Source organism: Maricurvus nonylphenolicus (assembly GCF_042854845.1).
Classification (GTDB): Bacteria; Pseudomonadota; Gammaproteobacteria; order Pseudomonadales; family Cellvibrionaceae; genus Maricurvus; species Maricurvus nonylphenolicus.
In genome coordinates, this window is record NZ_AP031498.1 from 3,253,681 (window position 1) to 3,270,657 (window position 16,977).

The following is a 16,977-nucleotide window of genomic DNA, read 5'->3' on the forward strand; positions in this document are numbered from 1 at the left end:
CGATAGCGGCTGCCATAATTCGCCATAATTGATCACTTCCCCTCCATTTTAGCCCCCCAATTTGGCCCTATTCCTTTCGTTAAATGATGAGTATCACTCATTAACTGACAGGGATACCGCCATGTTTAATCGCCGTCGCATCGACAAAAATCTTATTCTAAAAGAGGATTTTCCCGAGCCAAAACCTAAATTTCATCTATGGAAAATTCTACTGGCTGTGCTGGTGGTATTTTTTGCCATAGGTATCAGTGAGACTGCCCGCGCTCAACTGCTGGAAGGCGCAGCTGAGACGAATCTTCAGGTCGTGAACCTTAACGATGCCAAAGCCGGGCAGTTACTGTTTCGAGATGAGCAAGGGCAACACCTCCAAGCCCTGCATCTAAATAGTCGCGCTTCAATCAAGGTGACCGGCATGGTTGCCACCATTGCCCTCGAGCAGGACTTCAAAAATACGACTTCCGACTGGCAGGAAGCCATTTACGTCTTTCCTCTGCAGGAACAGGCCGCCGTGAGTTATATGGAAGTGCTGATTGGCGAGCGCCGTATCATTGGCAAGATCAAGGAAAAGCAGGAAGCTAAACGTATTTACACCCAGGCCAAACAACAGGGTAAAAAAGCCGCATTGATGGAACAGCAACGACCCAATATGTTTACCCAATCGGTTGCCAATATTGCCCCCGGTGAAACCATCAAAGTGACCCTGCACTACCAACATGCAGTGACCTACGATCAGGGCGAGTTTAGTTTACGTTTTCCGATGACATTAACACCACGCTATATCCCTGGCAGCCCACAATTGACTCAAGCGTCTGTGGTAGATCTTGAGCAGGATGTACATTACACCACGACGACATCTGGTTGGGGCTGGTCACTGCCGAGCGATCAGGTAGCGGACGCTCACCGTATTACCCCTTTTATGCAAGCAACCAAATCATCGTCAAGTCACAATATGCAACTCGATGTGGTGCTCGATGCAGGATTACCACTGGCCGATATCAATAGCCCATACCACGATATCGCTATCAAAAAACAACAGGGCCAACACCGTATCAGCACACGCACCGCCACCGTTGCCATGGATCGTGACTTTGCCTTGCACTGGCGCCCGGTTACCGAGCAAGCACCTGCCGCCGCGGTATTTCAGGAGCGACTACAGGCAGAAAAAACTAAAGAAGATTATGCCATGCTGATGTTGCTGCCGCCTTATATGGAAAGCCAGGCAGGACAACTGCCCCGCCAGGTAACGTTTATTATCGATACATCCGGTTCCATGCAAGGTACCTCTATTGTGCAAGCCAAAAAAAGCCTGCAACTGGCACTGGGCCGACTACAGGCGCATGACCAGTTTAATGTGATCGAATTTAACTCCCGCCACACACAATTATTTGCGACGCCGCAAATGGCAACCGCCGCGAATATTCAGCAGGCCAAGAACTTTGTTCATCGTCTGCAAGCTAATGGCGGCACGGAAATGACACCAGCCCTGCAGGCAGCCTTAACTACGCCCGTTACAGAAAACTTTTTAAAACAAATCGTATTTATAACCGATGGTAGCGTAGGTAATGAAACCGCCCTGTTTGCATTAATTGATCAACACCTGGCGCAATCCCGTTTATTTACCGTCGGTATAGGTTCTGCCCCCAACAGCTACTTTATGCGCAAGGCCGCCGAGTTTGGCCGCGGCACCTTTACCCATATTGGCAAGGTCGATGAAGTTGCCAGCAAGATGGATCAGCTATTTCGCAAACTGGAAAGCCCGGTACTCAGTAACCTGAAAGTTGAATGGCCCGATAATATGCAGGTAGACACCTGGCCCAAACAATTACCGGATCTCTATTTAGGTGAACCGCTGGTACTGCACAGCCGCTTTGACAACCCAGTCGCTAAGGACGTTCGCGTCAATATCAGTGGTCAGGTAGCCGGTAAAACCTGGCAACGCAGTCTACAATTGCAACCACAAAACTCCTCAATCGAGCGACATGACCAACAACAAAAAGGCATTGCTAAACTTTGGGCGCGCAAAAAAATCGGTGCGTTACTCGATGAAAAAGTGCGCGGCAAGGATCCTCAAATTGTTCGCGATCAAGTATTGGATCTTGCATTACACCATCAACTGGTCTCTCCCTATACCAGCCTGGTGGCAGTAGAAGAAAAGATAAGTCGCCCAGCCGAAGCCCAACTGGACTCTAATGCTATCCCCAACCTGGTAGCCAAAGGACAGAAGCCGCAACCCCAGACTCTAAAACCACAGGCCTTAAAACGTCCAACAAGCCAGCAAGTCGCCTACCCAAAGACCGCAACCTCAGCACCATTGAATATGTTGTTAGGTTTATTTGCCGCACTGGGACTACTGATGCTACGTCGCACAGGCGCATTAGCGGGAAACAATCATGAACACTAAAACACTGCTAAGCGGGTTGCTACTTGCTTTCACCCTTTGGCAATGGGGCCAGGCAGGCTGGATTTACGCCAAGGCCCAACTGGCCCAATACCTGATAGCCGATGCCTGGCAATCCACCCTGCGCTCTCAACAAGACAGCCAACAGCCCAAGGCCCCTTGGCCTTGGGCTGACACCTGGCCTGTAGCCCGAATGCAGGTTCCAGCCCACAATATCGATCTCTATGTACTGGAAGGTGCCGATGGCAGCGCCCTGGCCTTCGGGCCTGGGCATATGCAAGGTACCGCCTTACCCGCCTCTCATAGCAATCCGGGAACCAGCATCATTGGTGGGCACAGGGATACGCATTTTGCGTTTTTGGCGGACATTCAGGTGGGTGACATGATTAACATTCAGAATTCGCAGGGGAACTGGCAGGAGTACCGTATTAGCAATACTGAAATTAAAAACAGTGAAACCGAGCCATTGTTTATTCAGACCGACAGCAATGAATTGCTGCTAATAACTTGCTTTCCGTTTAACGCAATCAGTGCAGGAGGTCCTTTACGGTTTGTCGTAAAAGCAACTTTACCTTAGCTGAAAATTTAGTTAACCGAAGAACCTTCTTCCTTCTGCTGCATCTCCCACAACTGCGCATAACGCCCACCACTAGCCAGAAGTGCCGTGTGGGCGCCCTGCTCCACCACTCGACCTTTTTCCAGCACCACAATCAAATCTGCATCTACAATAGTAGATAGACGGTGCGCCACCACCACACAGGTTTGCTCGCGGGAAACTTCGCGCATGGCTTCAAGAATCATCTGCTCAGACTGGCTATCCAAAGACGAAGTAGCCTCGTCAAACACCATGATTTTTGGTCGCTTTAGGATGGCTCGGGCAATGGCGACGCGCTGTTTTTCACCGCCGGAGAGTTTTAGACCGCGCTCGCCAACCAAGGTATTTTCTTTCTCTGGCAGCTGCTGAATAAACTCATCGAGATGGGCAAGTTTAATCGCTTGCCATACGTCTTCATCGCTGGATTCAATACGGCCATAACGGACATTATCGAAGATGGTGGTGTTAAACAGTACGGTATCCTGCGGCACTACACCGATAATGGCGCGCAGGGAATCCTGGCTGACATCACGGATATCCTGCCCGTCGATCAGCACCCGACCGCCAGTGACATCGTAAAAACGAAATAGCAGCTTTAGCAGAGTTGATTTACCGGCCCCGCTTGAGCCCACAATGGCCACCTTTTGTTTGGCCGGTACAGCAAAAGACACGGCAGATAATATGGGGCGCTCTTTATGGTAGGAAAAATCAACAACGTCAAACTGGATTTCCCCACCCGTGGCATTTAGGGTGTCTGCGCCTTGCTTATCAACAATTTTCGGCGTCTGGTTTAATAGGCCGAACATGCTTTCAATATTAGCCATGGAGCCTTTGATTTCCCGATAGACAAAACCCAGGAAATTCAGCGGCATAAAGATTTGCATCATAAAGGCGTTAATAAGGACAAAATCACCCATGGTCATAACACCGTCACGCACATCGAGTGCAGCCAATACCATAGCCGCGGTCATGGATGCCGAAATCACAAAAGCCTGCCCACCGTTTAAGGCAAACAGGGACAAACGGTTTTGGCGACGGGCTTTTTCCCAAGCTGCCAGCTCTGTATCGTAGTGAGTAGCTTCGTAGTTTTCGTTATTAAAGTATTTAACGGTTTCGTAATTGAGCAGGCTGTCAACGGCACGGGTACTACTAGCGGACTCAGCTTTGTTGGCCATGCGCACAAAACGGGTACGCCATTCAGTAGCAACCACCGAATATCCAACATAAATCACCACTGCGACACCAACAATCACTGCATACCAAACCTGGTAATTCCACAACAACACGCCGATGACCATGGCGATTTCCAGCAGGGTCGGCACAATATTGAACACCATAAAACGCATCAAAAAGCTGATGCCGTTGGTGCCACGCTCAATATCGCGGGAGAGTCCGCCGGTGCGACGGTTAAGGTGAAAAGCTAAATCCAGTGAATGCAGGTGTTTAAACACCTTCAAGCCAATGCGGCGCATGGCCCGCTCGGTAATGCGGCCAAACAGGGTATCGCGCAGCTCGCCAAACAGCACATTGGCAAAGCGCACAGTGCCGTAGGCCAGAAGTAAGCCGAGCGGAATCGCCAACAGGCTACCCAGCTCAGAAGTTTGATCCAGGTCGTCGACGATATATTTAAGAATAAACGGCAGGCCAACGCTGGCTACCTTTGCGCCGACCAGACAGAGTAAAGCCAGCCCCAGGCGCAGGCGAAATTCCATTAGATAGGGAATCAGGCTTTTAAGTGACTTCCAGTTAACCTCATTAAAGGCAACATCCTGGGTTCTTAAACTGCGCATGTCCTACCCTAAGTAAATAACTATCCGAACTAAACGTGGATTCGATGAGAATGGTTGCCCAATACTCTCGCTTTCGCGGGAATGACGAGTGTGCCAGGGAAGGAAACCCTTATGGACACTGATAAACAGTAAAGCGCTGGCTGCCTTCGGTGATAGCGCTGGCCGCAACAACAGTATTGCCGCCCATATTGAAGGCTTCGTTGCGTGCGAGGTTAAGCAGTTCTTCGCCCACTTTTTCCTTATCGCGATTATAGAAACCGAACTTACTTACTACAGTAGAGGTGGTGGTACCAATTTTCTGGCATTCACTGATATCTGTCTGTTTAACCAATTCAACATCTTCAGCATCAGCGGACAGTTGTACCCAGGTACAGCCTGAGGCGGCCAACATTAATGCGGCAACACTCAGGCCGGAAATCAAGCGCGACATAAACTACTCCATTTTGAGTCGATCTAACCAAGACGGTATCTTAAACGGACAATATCTTAAACGATAGAAACTACACATGGCCAACCGATCAAAATCTAGTCAGTTATCGCCGCTTCGGTTTTAGCGTACTCGGGCAGATTGGATGGGTCGCCTATATCGGTTTGTGGTGACCCTAACAGCCATTGGTAACTGTTGTGATTGTGCTGATCCAAGACCTGATGCAGATAACTGATGCTGTCAGGCAATTGAATCTTCTGCAGCATCACCTGCTGCTGGGGCTGCTCCCACTCACCGACATCAGCAGCCAGATCAGCAGCACCTTCAATCAACAACTTGTATTCAAACGGCACCTTGTCGGGAATATGCTTACTGATCACACTATCGATAGCCGCGTAACCACAGGGCACAACGTCTAAGGGGTTAATCACCTGATATGAGATCGCGTGTGCAGCGATCCAGCGGGCGAAATCAGTATTTCCCGAGGTGGGAGGCGCAAAGGCATACCCCTGGCAATTTACCTGGGTTGCCTGCGGCCATACCGTTCGCTCACTCAGCGCCCAGGCAACCAGCATAGGTGTTAAACCGCCGCCCTGACTGTGGCCGGTGACGAAAAGTTCACTGTTTGCGTGCAGCGTCTGGGCAAGAAATACACTCAGGCGCTGCCCTGATTCATGATCAGCCCCCTTCAGCAGCGCTTGCAACGCGTCGTCAAAATGACTGGACACCTTCGCCTCTGGGCCGGCATACGAGAATGCGACCTGACCGGTGGGCACATCCTCCCAAAAGCTCCCCAAGTCCCCGACAGTGCCCCGCAAGACGATGGCGTACTGATTATCCCGCCGCGCGACATACATCAGATTATCACCCTCCCCCTCTATCACCGGGCCCCACACCAGTTGCCATTGACCCTGTGTTGCATAGTGAGGTTTTGCCAGCTCGGCCATAATGGCATTGCGGACTTTAGGGAGAGAGCCGCTACTATCAGCATAGGCAATACTGGCCAGGGTCATTAAGACACCGGCCTGCTGTTGGTCAAATCCAGCCATAACACTATTCCTTTAGATCCTGTGAGAACCAAGAGGATGTAAAAAAATCCCCCCACCGGCCAGAGACGCAGGTGTCAAAATAGTGATTTAGGCGACAAGTTTTACTTTTCTTTTTGTGATCGACGGCGTTCGGCATCCTTCCAGCGCCGTTTTTCCACATCAGTTTGTGGAACCAACGGCGTGATGGGCGTTGGTTTACCATCATCATCCACCGCCACCATGGTGAAATAGCAGGAATTGGTATGGCGTACCGATGCCTCACCCAGGTTTTCCGCCGTAACCTGAATACCAACCTCCATCGACGTACGGCCCGTATAGTTAACCGCCGCCTTCAAATAAATCAGCTCACCAATCGCCACGGCATCCTTAAACAGCACCTTATCAACCGACAGGGTCACCACATATTTACCGCAATAGCGGATGGCACAGGTATACGCGACCTTATCCAACAGTTTTAACAACTCGCCGCCATGCATATTGCCGCCGAAGTTACTCATATCGGGTGTTACCAGAACGGTCATTTCTGTTTGATGTTCTCTAGACACTGAAGCTTCCTCATTACAGTCTTTAGTCATAGGATAGCCTAGAGAAAAAACCATCTCTATCAATGCGTTAGATCAAGATATAGAAGGTGTCTTTATAGCCATTCTGGGGTAATGTAACGGCGATATCAGCAGTAAGGAATACAGCCATGACCAACGATTTACATATGCCACTGCGTGAAGATGTGCGCCTGCTAGGTGATTTACTCGGCGACACTCTGCGTGATCAGGTGGATGAATCCCTCCTCAATACCGTAGAGAAGATTCGCACCCTGGCAAAAGAAGCGCGCAATGATGGCGATTGGCAACCACTGCTGGATATAATGAGCGAACTGCCCGACTCCGATCTGGTACCTGTCGCTCGAGCGTTTACCCATTTTCTCAACTACGCCAATATCGCTGAACAGCATCACCGGGTAAGACGCCGCAAGGATCACCAACGCGATACCGAAGCTGCCGCCCAGGAAGGCTCAATTCAGGAATTGATCCCCCGTCTGTTAAAAGCAGGACACGATCCCAAACATATCGCTAATACCGTCGCGCAACTGCAAACCGAACTGGTATTAACGGCACATCCGACCGAAGTGACACGCCGTACCCTGCTGCGCAAGTATGACGATATCAGCTTTATTCTGGAGCAGCTTGATCGCCCGGATTTAACACCGCGTGAACGCCAGTCGCAACTGGATCGTTTACGCCGCCGTATTATTGCCGGGTGGCAAACCGATGAAATCCGTCGCCATAAACCTACGCCTGTCGATGAAGCCAAATGGGGCTTTGCCACCATAGAGAGCACTCTATGGCACGCCCTGCCGGAATTCTTACGCACCCTGGACGATCAACTGCAGGAATTAACCGGTGAACGCTTACCGTTGGATGTAGCACCTATTCGCTTCGCCTCCTGGATGGGCGGTGACCGCGACGGTAACCCCAATGTCACCGCTAAAGTCACCGATGAAGTATTAACCCTGGCACGCTGGGAAGCTGCCGATTTATTTTTGCGCGATATTCACGAATTGCGAGAAGATTTATCCATCGGCGTTTGCAACGATGCCCTGCGTCAGCGTGTAGGCAACCACAGCGAGCCCTACCGGGAATTATTGCGTGAAGTACGACAGAAATTACAAAACACCCGCGCCTGGGCCGAGGCCCGCTTAGACGGTGACAGTTTTGACGAGCCGATTTACCTGAATGATGAAGAGCTGTTGGAACCGCTGCAGTTAATTTATCAATCCCTGCTGGACTGCGGTATGGAAGCCGTCGCCCGCGGTAGCCTGGAAACTATTTTGCGCCGGGTTGCCTGTTTTGGTTTGACACTGACCAAGCTGGATATTCGTCAGGAATCCACCCGCCACCGCGATGTTATTAATGAGATCACCGAATACCTTGGCATTCGCCATGAAGACAAACCCTACAGTGAATGGCCGGAACAGGAAAAGCAGGCCTTTCTGGTTCGCGAACTACAAAACCGCCGCCCATTAATTCCGAAGCATTTCCCTGCCTCCGACGAGGCCCAGGAAGTGTTGGACACCTTTGCTGTTCTGGCTCAACAACCGGCTTCAGCATTGGGTGCCTATATTATTTCCATGGCCACTTCGCCATCGGATATTTTAGCGGTGCGTTTGTTACAGCAAGAAGCCGGTTGCCAAACACCGCAACGCATTGCCCCGCTGTTTGAAACCCTCTCTGACCTGGAAGGGGCCGCGGCCAGTATTGAACAACTACTGGCGAATGACTGGTACCGCGAGGATATTAATGGCCATCAGGAAGTGATGATTGGTTACTCCGATTCCGCTAAAGATGCCGGTTTCTTTGCCGCCTCCTGGGCGCAATACCGGGCGCAGGAGTCCCTGTGTCAGGTGTGTGAAAAAGTCGGTGTAAAACTTACCCTCTTCCATGGTCGCGGGGGCTCTGTAAGCCGTGGCGGTGGCCCGGCACACGAAGCCCTGCTATCGCAACCTCCGGGTACCATCAAAGGCTCAGTGCGGGTGACCGAACAAGGTGAAATGATTCAGTTTAAGTTCGCCTTAAAAGAATTGGCAATGCGTAACCTTGAGCTGTACACCGCCGCTACACTGGAAGCCACATTGGCACCGGTAGAAAAACCGCAGCAAAGCTGGCGCGATATGATGCAAACCTTGGCCGACGAATCCGTTGAGGAATATCGCCGTATCGTCCATCACGATGATCGCTTTGTCGATTACTTCCGCACCGTAACACCAGAACAGGAGCTTAGCCGCCTGGCCCTTGGCAGCCGACCAGCGAAACGCCGAGCCAGTGGCGGCGTAGAAAGCCTGCGCGCTATCCCCTGGGTATTTGCCTGGACACAAATGCGCCTGATGCTGCCCGCCTGGTTAGGCACCGGCAAGGCTCTGGCCCAACAGCTGGATGCCGGCAAACTCGATACTCTGCAGGATATGCATAAGCAGTGGAATTTCTTCCGCATGCTGATGGATATGCAAGAGATGGTGATCGCCAAAGCCGATGCCAAGGTCGCCAGCTATTATGAAAAGCGACTGTTAACATCAAGCAATGCGGAATCCCTGGGCAGCGAACTGCAACAGGGCTTCCAGCAGGCCCACGACGTTATCGAAACCATCACTGGCCAACCTTTGCTGCAAGACATCCCTATGCTGCGATTCTCGATTGATGTGCGTAATCCCTATATCGATCCACTGCATATTACCCAGGTGGAATTGATGCGGCGCTTGCGTCAGCAGCAAGACGGCCAAACTCAGTTACTGGAACAAGCATTGATGGTTTCTATTGCCGGTATTGCCGCAGGACTGCGTAATACCGGCTAAGCAAAGCGGGCTAAATCCCGCTTTGTGGCCCGTCTGCTAAGCTGTTTACATACTTACGCATTTCATACCAGAAGCATGGAAGTCACTGTGAACGAGCTTACGGGCCTCTTATCCACCATGGTCGCCAGAGATGCGTCCGATCTTTACCTGACGGCGGGCGCCCCGCCGTCTATAAAAGTGGCAGGCCAACTACACCCCCTACAGGGACCCAGTCTTGAAGGCAGCCGCGTTAGCCACATTATTTTCTCGGCCCTCTCCGAACAGCAGCGTTATGACTTTGAAAGCTTACTGGAGCTGGATGTAAGCCTGGACTTTCCCGACATTGGCCGCTTCCGGCTTAATATTTACAGGCAAAAAGGCTACCCCGCGATGGTGGTACGCTATATCAAGGACCAGATCCCTTCCATTAATGAACTGGGGCTGCCGGAAGTTTTTCACGATCTGGCCATGGAAGAACGCGGCCTGATTCTGGTCGTGGGAACCGCCGGTAGTGGCAAATCCACCAGTTTGGCCGCCATGCTCGACTACCGTAACAGCCACCAGGCAGGCCATATTCTCACTGTTGAGGACCCGATTGAATTTACCCATCACCACAATCGGTCACTGATCAGCCAGAGGGAAGTGGGAATTGATACCCACAGTTATGATGAAGCGCTAAAACACGCCCTGCGCGAAGCTCCCGATGTCATTATGATTGGTGAAATTCGCGATGAGGACACCGCTAAGCAAACACTGCGTTACGCTGAAACCGGCCACCTGTGTTTATCTACCCTACACGCCAATAATGCTAACCAGGCCATTGAGCGCTTTTTGAATTTATTTCCCGCCGATAGCCGATCACAAAAACGCCGAGAACTCGCCCAACATTTACAGGCGATTGTTGCCCAGCGCTTAGTCACAACGATTGATAAGCAACGCACCCCTGCCGTTGAGATTCTGATCAACACGCCACAAATATCCCGGCTGATTGAAAAAGCGGAAACCGACGCAATTAAAGAAGCGATGGGTTCCGGCAGTAACAGCGTTTGCCAAACCTTTGATGATGCGATCTACCAACTCATTCACAACAAACGCATCACGCATAAAGAAGGTTTACGGATGGCGGATTCCCGCATCGATCTGGGGCTGCGCTTTCAATACCAACGCAAAAAAAATCATCAGGAAAATCACCGCCAGGAAAAATACTGGATCAAACCCGGTGCTGATTTTAGTCGCTATAACACCCTGCACATCAGCGCCAAGAAAAAAACCAGCGAACGTCGCCCTGAAATGTCAGCCTTGCTAGACCATGCCATTCAACAGTCAGTTAAAGAACGAGGTTATCAGCTCACCAACGAGCAGCCGGATTTGCTACTGAAATACGCCTATGGTTTACGGCATCAACACGACATTAACCTGCAGCCAGAAAATGACCAGGAACAGCCTCCCAGTACTGAAACAGGTCTTGCTGTGAAAGTTAAGGAAGTAGAATCAGGCGACACGCTTTGGTATATGACCATAGCCCGCCCTACCGGTCAGGCTTTGCCCGAACAACAGGAGCTGGATATCGAAATGGCACACCTGTTCGCCTCCCTGCCTTTTGCCGGTATTAGCAACCAGTAATATAAGCGACATTTTTTACTTGTCGCCCCCTACAACATGTTGACAGAGGTGACGATCGTAGTACTATCGGCGGACGGACTGCCAATAACAAGTTCAATAAGTCCGACTCGGAGGTACCGATGTTTGACCCGAATGATTGGGTTCTTGAGTCAGAACACCTAGCACCATCACTGAAGAAGTGGCAAACCATGGTCAACCTGATGGCCGACATTTACGAAGCGCCTGCTGGTTTTGTCGTCCAATATACATCCAAAGGTTACCAAGTCGTTATCGCCAACGAATCAGAGCTAAATCCCTACCCTGCCGGTGACGGCGTTATCCCCAGCGAAACCAATCTCTTCTGTCGCCGAGTAGTTGCCGAAAACAAACCTCTTTACGTAAAAAATGCTACCCAGCTAGAAGAATGGCAAACCAATCCGGAAGTCAGTGAAGACGGCTTTAACTCCTATTTTGGTATGCCACTACACTGGCCCGATGGCTCAGCTTTCGGCACTATCTGCGTGATGGATTTTGATATCACTCACTATAAAGGCCCCTATAAAGAATTAATCGGCCAATTCCGCGATATGGTGGAACAGGACTTGGTGCTGGTTGATCAATACAAAAAGGTCGAAGACCTGTCATTACGTGATAGCCTGACCCACAGCTATAACCGTCGCGGTTTTATGACACTGGGAGAAAGCCTGCTGCATTTTGCCCGCCGCTATAACAAACACCTGGGACTTATCTACTGCGATCTGGATAACCTGAAATTCATCAACGATAACTACGGCCACCGCGTGGGTGATCAAGCTATTACTGAATTCAGTAACCGACTAAAGACTGTACTGCGAGAAACTGATTTAAGTGCACGCATTGGTGGCGACGAATTTGCCGTACTGGTGCTGGTCGATACTGAAGATGAACTGGCCACTCTAGTAGAACGTATTCAATCTCCTGAAGCATCAGCAACCCACGGTCATGCCGCTGAAGCCAGTATTGGCTTTCGTTTTTACAGCAATCAGCAGATTTCACGCCTTGATCGTATGCTCGATGAAGTCGACAAACTTATGTACGCCAACAAACATCAACGCAAAGCTACCCCTTAGCCAAGTCGACATGCTGCCGCTGGAAATTAATATCCGCCAAGCTCATCAACAAACGAGCCTTGTAGGCATTACCGGATAAGGGGAAATCATAGAGTTTCATTATTGTCTCCTTTATGGGACATGCTTTGTGATACAACAGAAAGGCTCTTGGTTTTTAGCCCGTTAAAAAGGTGTGAACTGGCCAGTAATAACAAGGCACCTGTCAACACAGGAAATACAACGTAGGTCCAGTCAGGCTGAAATTGAGTCATGATGATAGGAATTGCCCCAGCCGGTGGATGCACAACCTGGCAGTACACCATTGACGCAATGGCGAGAGCCAAGGCGATCGAAGCATTGAAAGCCTCCAGGGGTAACTCCGCAGCCAACAATCCGGAAAGTCCGCACAATAAGTAGCCCCCAATAACATTGCGCTTACGAGAAAACGGACTCTGGGGAGCTGCAAATAACAACACACAGGTTGCGCCAAATGGGGCAATCAATAAGCCCAGATTCATCGTTTGCCAATCCAACAGCAGTGCCGATGCCAAACCAGCTCCCACACCTGCCATCAGGGCCGACATTGCCGGGGAAAGTAAAACAGTCATAGCAATCTCCATAGCAGCTTGCATAAAAACTCACACAAACATACAGATCTGTATACATTGCAACTCATAATATACAGATCTGTACACCCTGCAAATACTTTTTTAGAACAAAGATTTATAGCCTAATAATGTTTTCGTAGTGGAAAACTGGAGAAAACCGAATATAAAACGTACAATTCTGTCTATATAGATCCAGCGAAACAAGACAGGGCAGGAAATGGCTACATCCAAAAAAGATCAACTGGTTGAGGTGGCTCTCGGACTTTTTTGCCGCGAGGGCTTTCATGCGACCGGTATCGACAAGATTCTGGCAGAGGCCAATGTCGCCAAGATGACTCTCTACAAGCACTTCAGTTCAAAAGATGAGCTTATCCTGGCAACGCTCCGATTACGTGATCAGCAATTTAATGACAATCTAATGCAGAATGTAGAACGGCTGATGGCAGAGAAATATCAGCAGCAGCCACTGGGTGTGGTGCATGCCCTATTCGACAGTATTGAGGAGTGGATTCGCGGTGACAGTTTTTACGGTTGCACCTTTATCAACGCATCGGCGGAATTCAGCGATTTAAATGATCCGGTACACCAAATCGCTACGGCGCATAAGCTGAGCGTGAAAAATATTATCCATGCGCTAATCACACCGCTGCAGTTGAACTCTCCGGATTATCTGGCTCAACAGATCAGCCTGCTTATAGATGGCGCAATTGTGGTGGCACAGACAACAGGCAACAAAGACTCAATAAACCTGGCCCGCAATGCCGCTATTACACTATGCGAGGGCGCAAGCTAGCCCAACCTTAGCGGCTAGGCTCGACCAGCAAGGTAGGAATACGCAAGTCGTGGCTTTTTAAGGTTGCCACACGGGTACCCGGCTTGCGCCCTTTGCGGATATCAGACATCTCAACGCCCTGCGCTTGCAGGCCGCTATGCACCTTATCCATATCATCAACCTGATAGGCAATGCCCCAGAAATAGTCATTCCCCTCCAGGCCTTTGTTCGGCGCAATCACTTCCAGCGTCAGTTTGCCGGTACGGAAAAACAGCATTCGACCGCCCCACTCCAGTACGGTTTGATCCAGCGCCAGGCGAATACCCAAGCCCTCCTCGCCAAACAGGCGCACACAGGCATCCGCATCGGCGGTGTAAAGCACTACATGGTCTACCTTGTGTAAGTCCTGATCGGGGCGAGATTCTATTAAGGCAGAGATAAGCTCTCCCTGCTCTATAAACAGATCCAGACCACGGGATGAATCTGGGCTAAACTGCCTAATCGGTGCAACAATGGATTGCTGCTGATTACGATAGTGCTGGCTAATCTCTTTTCCCAAACCTGGCAGAGAAACGTCTTCGCTTGCACGTAATACAAGCCCTGTGAGGCAAGCTTTTTCACAGCCCTGGGCTTCATACAATTCCAACACGGTATTAGCCAAAACAAACCAGGCGGTAGCAATATGGCAGCCTTCAGAGATGACCTCCCCCTGCCACACCGGCGTTTGTGAAAGCAGTGTTTGATAGGCTGCGACCGCCTCGGGTAATTCAGGCACCGCAATACGGATTCGACTAAAAGCATCAATCATGGAAAGTTCTCGAAATAGTTACATCACGGAAAGATAAATGGGTACAGGTTAGGACTGCGGAACCAGTGACTTTTCTACATACCAACAGCTGGCTTTAATATCGTAGCCCTGCGCCTTGGCCCAGGCTAAACCGGTTTCCACCAGGACTTCGGCAATGCCTTTGCCACGCAGGCGAAACGGCACATAGGTATGATCAAAATCGATAGTTTGGCCGGCAAGCTTATAGGTCAACTCCGCTTGCTGACCACGGTAATCCACCAAAAAGCGCATGGCATCCGTTTGATGCTGAACCTCAAAATCAGACAAAACCTTACCACCTGTCACTGCATAGTTTGAAGATGCAGCTGATTATACCGCTTTTCAGCGCAAACCTGTGTCTGAGTAATGACCTGAAAGTCAATTACGCACATCTTGTAAGCCATATCTCACAAACATTGACGATTCTGGCGTCTAGCACGCCACTGCCCCAGTCGGAATAATACCCAGGCATGAATTAAGTCGTACAAAGCTACGACAACGGACATAACACATAGGATATGGACCCAATATTTAGGGAGGCAAATATGGGATCTCGAATTGGACTCGCAGTAGACTCATCGTGTGATTTAACACCAGAGTTTATCAATAAACACAATATAGAAATTCTACCGATTTACATTCACCACAAAGATGGTGCCTATCACGATACCCGTGATACCAAATCGATGATTAACTTTTATCGCAATCACAGCCGCAGCCGCTACAGCAAAGCGCAATCAGAGCCGCTGTCTGTAACCGAAGCCACACGTATTATTGAAGATCGCCTGCTGCCCAAGTACGACCGGGTCAACGTTATCACTATCAACAGCTTAAAAAGCGAAGTGTTTAACCGCCTGACAGAAGCCGCGCTGATTAACGAACCTCAGTTTCGTAAATTGGCTGCCGCCAATGATCGTGCGCCCTTCCGTATGCGTATGGTCGATAGTTTGACCATGTTCAGCGGTCATGCAGTGTTAGTGCATGAGTTTGTGCGTCTTATGCAAAAAGAGAACATGCAGCAGTCCAAGGCCATCGCCACGATCAATAATCTGCGTGACCATATCTATGGCTATATTATTCCTCACGACTTGTCCTATATGCGCGAACGCCGTCATATGCGCAAGAGTGATCACAAAATTAGCTGGCTCAGTTTTAAACTGGCCTCAGCGCTGAATATTAACCCGATTATTGAACTGCATCGCGGCGAATCCCAAGCCGTGAAAAAAAGCAAAGGCTTTCAAGGCGCTCTGGAAGATTTATTTGCTTTGGCCAAAGACAAGATTGACCAAGGCCTTGCCACCGACACATTGGTCATGAGTTATGCCGGATTGCTGGAAGAAATTTCCGAGAACCCGGCACTCAAAGCATTCACAGAGTACGCCAAAAGCAAAGGCATCAATGTCACGCTGTCCATGATGTCAACCACCGCTGCCGTCAATGTTGGGCCCAAGTCCTTCTCCCTGGCCTTTGCCTTTAAGGATGAGACGAAAGAAGCATTACAGGAAATATAAGTACCATGAATTACCGCAAACAAAAGCTAGCCTTTTATCGCAAACTCTACCTGGCCCTGTTAATTGATCAGGGCCAGCATAATGTCCCCTCCCTTGAGCGCTCGACTGGCATGCCACGTCGTACTATCCAGGATTGTATGAACGCACTTGCGGATGTCGGCATTGACATCGAATTCCATAAAACCGGAAAGCGTAATAATGACGGTATCTACCAGCTATTAAGCTGGGGGCCGATTGATCCGAGCTGGGTACAGCAGGAGTTCAAGCATATTGCCGAAGCGCTGAAAATAAAATATCAATCTACAGCCGTAGCCAATCCCCGCAGTCCTGCCTCTTTACAGATTTCACAACCTGTAACAGCCGTAGAACTGCATTGCGCTTGATACTTGGCTAGTCGCGAGAAAAGGCTTTCAGCACGCTGTCAAAACTGATTGCCCGGGACACATAGGATTTCCCCTCGCTGTCGTAGGCATTGAAGTAGCTGACTTGTTCGGTACGCGGGTTGATATAACAGTAGACGTTCGCCTCTTCAAAGCGGTGGATATCACCAATATCAGCCTGCAGGCTAACAACATAGATATTGCGATCTTTTTGGAAACGCGAAGAGTGCCAATCTACCCGGCTGCGTAGCAGCACATCACCTAAACGCTCTTCGGTTTCCAACTTGCACTCGGCCGTCGCATCTAGCAAATCAAAGGGAACATTATGACGTTCAGCAGCCTGATCAGACTGGCCAAATGAAAAAAGGGAAGGATCTTTGTGATATAGGGTCAATAGCGAGGATGGCACGACAATCGTGCTAATACCCGCGCCCCACAGCAGCAGCTTTTTGAGGTACAACAATATACTCATACCGTCCCTTCGGTAACCGTTCGACCCTCACTCGCATTGGAGGGCACTGGCTTTGCGTCCCAGAATTACTTCTGGTTTGCCGTTTCGTGGAGCAATGTCAAGCTACACGTTCAAAAAACAAACAGAATTATCCT

16 protein-coding genes and 1 riboswitch are annotated in these 16,977 nt (G+C 49.9%); of the genes, 8 read left to right on the top strand and 8 right to left on the bottom strand.

Annotation, left to right across the window (positions count from 1 at the left end; all coding sequences use genetic code 11):
* The first annotated feature begins 121 nt into the window (after positions 1–121).
* Both ACGHZ6_RS14245 and ACGHZ6_RS14250 read left to right on the top strand, forming a co-directional pair.
* Positions 122–2,401 carry a marine proteobacterial sortase target protein gene (locus ACGHZ6_RS14245; RefSeq protein WP_390614641.1) on the top strand — a complete coding sequence of 760 codons (2,280 nt, stop codon included), beginning with the start codon at positions 122–124 and terminating at the stop codon, positions 2,399–2,401.
* On the top strand, positions 2,391–2,975 hold the full coding sequence (locus ACGHZ6_RS14250; RefSeq protein ID WP_390614642.1) for a class GN sortase: 585 nt from the start codon (positions 2,391–2,393) through the stop codon (positions 2,973–2,975). The genes ACGHZ6_RS14245 and ACGHZ6_RS14250 overlap by 11 nt, the downstream gene beginning before the upstream one ends.
* 8 nt (positions 2,976–2,983) lie before the next feature.
* On the opposite strand, the gene ACGHZ6_RS14255 is transcribed toward ACGHZ6_RS14250, so the two are convergent.
* The 4 genes from ACGHZ6_RS14255 to ACGHZ6_RS14270 form a co-directional block, all read right to left on the bottom strand.
* A complete protein-coding gene (locus tag ACGHZ6_RS14255; RefSeq protein WP_390614643.1) occupies positions 2,984–4,783 on the bottom strand; it encodes an ABCB family ABC transporter ATP-binding protein/permease in 1,800 nt (599 codons plus the stop codon).
* Positions 4,784–4,892: 109 nt separating this feature from the next.
* Entirely contained in the window at positions 4,893–5,213 is a 321-nt protein-coding gene (locus tag ACGHZ6_RS14260; RefSeq protein ID WP_390614644.1) for a DUF4156 domain-containing protein, read from the bottom strand.
* A 95-nt stretch (positions 5,214–5,308) separates the two neighbouring features.
* On the bottom strand, positions 5,309–6,259 hold the full coding sequence (locus ACGHZ6_RS14265; RefSeq protein ID WP_390614645.1) for a lipase family protein: 951 nt from the start codon (positions 6,257–6,259) through the stop codon (positions 5,309–5,311).
* A 101-nt stretch (positions 6,260–6,360) separates the two neighbouring features.
* Positions 6,361–6,834 (bottom strand): acyl-CoA thioesterase, encoded by a 474-nt coding sequence (locus ACGHZ6_RS14270; RefSeq protein ID WP_390614646.1) that lies wholly within the window; start codon positions 6,832–6,834, stop codon positions 6,361–6,363.
* 116 nt (positions 6,835–6,950) lie between these two features.
* On the opposite strand from ACGHZ6_RS14270, the gene ppc reads away from it, so the two are divergent.
* From ppc to ACGHZ6_RS14285, 3 genes are all read left to right on the top strand, one after another.
* The gene (gene ppc / locus ACGHZ6_RS14275; RefSeq protein ID WP_390614648.1) at positions 6,951–9,605 is read left to right on the top strand and encodes a phosphoenolpyruvate carboxylase; all 2,655 of its coding nucleotides are present in this window, start codon (positions 6,951–6,953) and stop codon (positions 9,603–9,605) included.
* A gap of 87 nt (positions 9,606–9,692) precedes the next feature.
* Positions 9,693–11,207 (top strand): PilT/PilU family type 4a pilus ATPase, encoded by a 1,515-nt coding sequence (locus ACGHZ6_RS14280; protein ID WP_390614649.1) that lies wholly within the window; start codon positions 9,693–9,695, stop codon positions 11,205–11,207.
* A gap of 119 nt (positions 11,208–11,326) precedes the next feature.
* Positions 11,327–12,295, top strand: coding sequence for a sensor domain-containing diguanylate cyclase (locus ACGHZ6_RS14285; protein ID WP_390614650.1), 969 nt, complete (start codon positions 11,327–11,329; stop codon positions 12,293–12,295).
* Positions 12,296–12,381: 86 nt separating this feature from the next.
* Here the strand turns inward: ACGHZ6_RS14285 and ACGHZ6_RS14290 are convergent, their stop codons facing one another.
* The gene (locus ACGHZ6_RS14290) at positions 12,382–12,906 is read right to left on the bottom strand and encodes an HPP family protein (RefSeq protein WP_390614651.1); all 525 of its coding nucleotides are present in this window, start codon (positions 12,904–12,906) and stop codon (positions 12,382–12,384) included.
* A gap of 193 nt (positions 12,907–13,099) precedes the next feature.
* Between ACGHZ6_RS14290 and ACGHZ6_RS14295 the strand changes: the two genes are divergently transcribed.
* Positions 13,100–13,675, top strand: a complete 576-nt coding sequence (locus ACGHZ6_RS14295; protein ID WP_390614652.1) for a TetR/AcrR family transcriptional regulator — start codon at positions 13,100–13,102, stop codon at positions 13,673–13,675.
* 7 nt (positions 13,676–13,682) lie between these two features.
* Here ACGHZ6_RS14295 and ACGHZ6_RS14300 read toward each other — a convergent pair whose 3' ends face one another.
* On the bottom strand, positions 13,683–14,462 hold the full coding sequence (locus tag ACGHZ6_RS14300; RefSeq protein WP_390614653.1) for a VOC family protein: 780 nt from the start codon (positions 14,460–14,462) through the stop codon (positions 13,683–13,685).
* 48 nt (positions 14,463–14,510) lie between these two features.
* The gene (locus ACGHZ6_RS14305; protein WP_390614654.1) at positions 14,511–14,768 is read right to left on the bottom strand and encodes a GNAT family N-acetyltransferase; all 258 of its coding nucleotides are present in this window, start codon (positions 14,766–14,768) and stop codon (positions 14,511–14,513) included.
* Between the two features lie 257 nt (positions 14,769–15,025).
* On the opposite strand from ACGHZ6_RS14305, the gene ACGHZ6_RS14310 reads away from it, so the two are divergent.
* Positions 15,026–15,991 carry a DegV family protein gene (locus tag ACGHZ6_RS14310; RefSeq protein WP_390614655.1) on the top strand — a complete coding sequence of 322 codons (966 nt, stop codon included), beginning with the start codon at positions 15,026–15,028 and terminating at the stop codon, positions 15,989–15,991.
* Between the two features lie 5 nt (positions 15,992–15,996).
* Complete coding sequence (locus tag ACGHZ6_RS14315) at positions 15,997–16,374, top strand: winged helix-turn-helix domain-containing protein (protein ID WP_390614656.1); 378 nt, start codon at positions 15,997–15,999, stop codon at positions 16,372–16,374.
* Between the two features lie 7 nt (positions 16,375–16,381).
* Here the strand turns inward: ACGHZ6_RS14315 and ACGHZ6_RS14320 are convergent, their stop codons facing one another.
* The gene (locus ACGHZ6_RS14320; protein WP_390614657.1) at positions 16,382–16,843 is read right to left on the bottom strand and encodes a hypothetical protein; all 462 of its coding nucleotides are present in this window, start codon (positions 16,841–16,843) and stop codon (positions 16,382–16,384) included.
* 8 nt (positions 16,844–16,851) lie between these two features.
* Positions 16,852–16,934: riboswitch (cyclic di-GMP riboswitch) on the bottom strand.
* Positions 16,935–16,977 lie beyond the last annotated feature (43 nt).

Coding starts and splice junctions, on each gene's coding strand:
- ACGHZ6_RS14245 (WP_390614641.1), top strand. CDS start 122: ATGTTTAATCGCCGTCGCATCGACAAAAATCTTATTCTAAAAGAGGAT.
- ACGHZ6_RS14250 (WP_390614642.1), top strand. CDS start 2,391: ATGAACACTAAAACACTGCTAAGCGGGTTGCTACTTGCTTTCACCCTT.
- ACGHZ6_RS14255 (WP_390614643.1), bottom strand. CDS start 4,783: ATGCGCAGTTTAAGAACCCAGGATGTTGCCTTTAATGAGGTTAACTGG.
- ACGHZ6_RS14260 (WP_390614644.1), bottom strand. CDS start 5,213: ATGTCGCGCTTGATTTCCGGCCTGAGTGTTGCCGCATTAATGTTGGCC.
- ACGHZ6_RS14265 (WP_390614645.1), bottom strand. CDS start 6,259: ATGGCTGGATTTGACCAACAGCAGGCCGGTGTCTTAATGACCCTGGCC.
- ACGHZ6_RS14270 (WP_390614646.1), bottom strand. CDS start 6,834: ATGACTAAAGACTGTAATGAGGAAGCTTCAGTGTCTAGAGAACATCAA.
- ppc (WP_390614648.1), top strand. CDS start 6,951: ATGACCAACGATTTACATATGCCACTGCGTGAAGATGTGCGCCTGCTA.
- ACGHZ6_RS14285 (WP_390614650.1), top strand. CDS start 11,327: ATGTTTGACCCGAATGATTGGGTTCTTGAGTCAGAACACCTAGCACCA.
- ACGHZ6_RS14290 (WP_390614651.1), bottom strand. CDS start 12,906: ATGCAAGCTGCTATGGAGATTGCTATGACTGTTTTACTTTCCCCGGCA.
- ACGHZ6_RS14295 (WP_390614652.1), top strand. CDS start 13,100: ATGGCTACATCCAAAAAAGATCAACTGGTTGAGGTGGCTCTCGGACTT.
- ACGHZ6_RS14300 (WP_390614653.1), bottom strand. CDS start 14,462: ATGATTGATGCTTTTAGTCGAATCCGTATTGCGGTGCCTGAATTACCC.
- ACGHZ6_RS14310 (WP_390614655.1), top strand. CDS start 15,026: ATGGGATCTCGAATTGGACTCGCAGTAGACTCATCGTGTGATTTAACA.
- ACGHZ6_RS14315 (WP_390614656.1), top strand. CDS start 15,997: ATGAATTACCGCAAACAAAAGCTAGCCTTTTATCGCAAACTCTACCTG.
- ACGHZ6_RS14320 (WP_390614657.1), bottom strand. CDS start 16,843: ATGAGTATATTGTTGTACCTCAAAAAGCTGCTGCTGTGGGGCGCGGGT.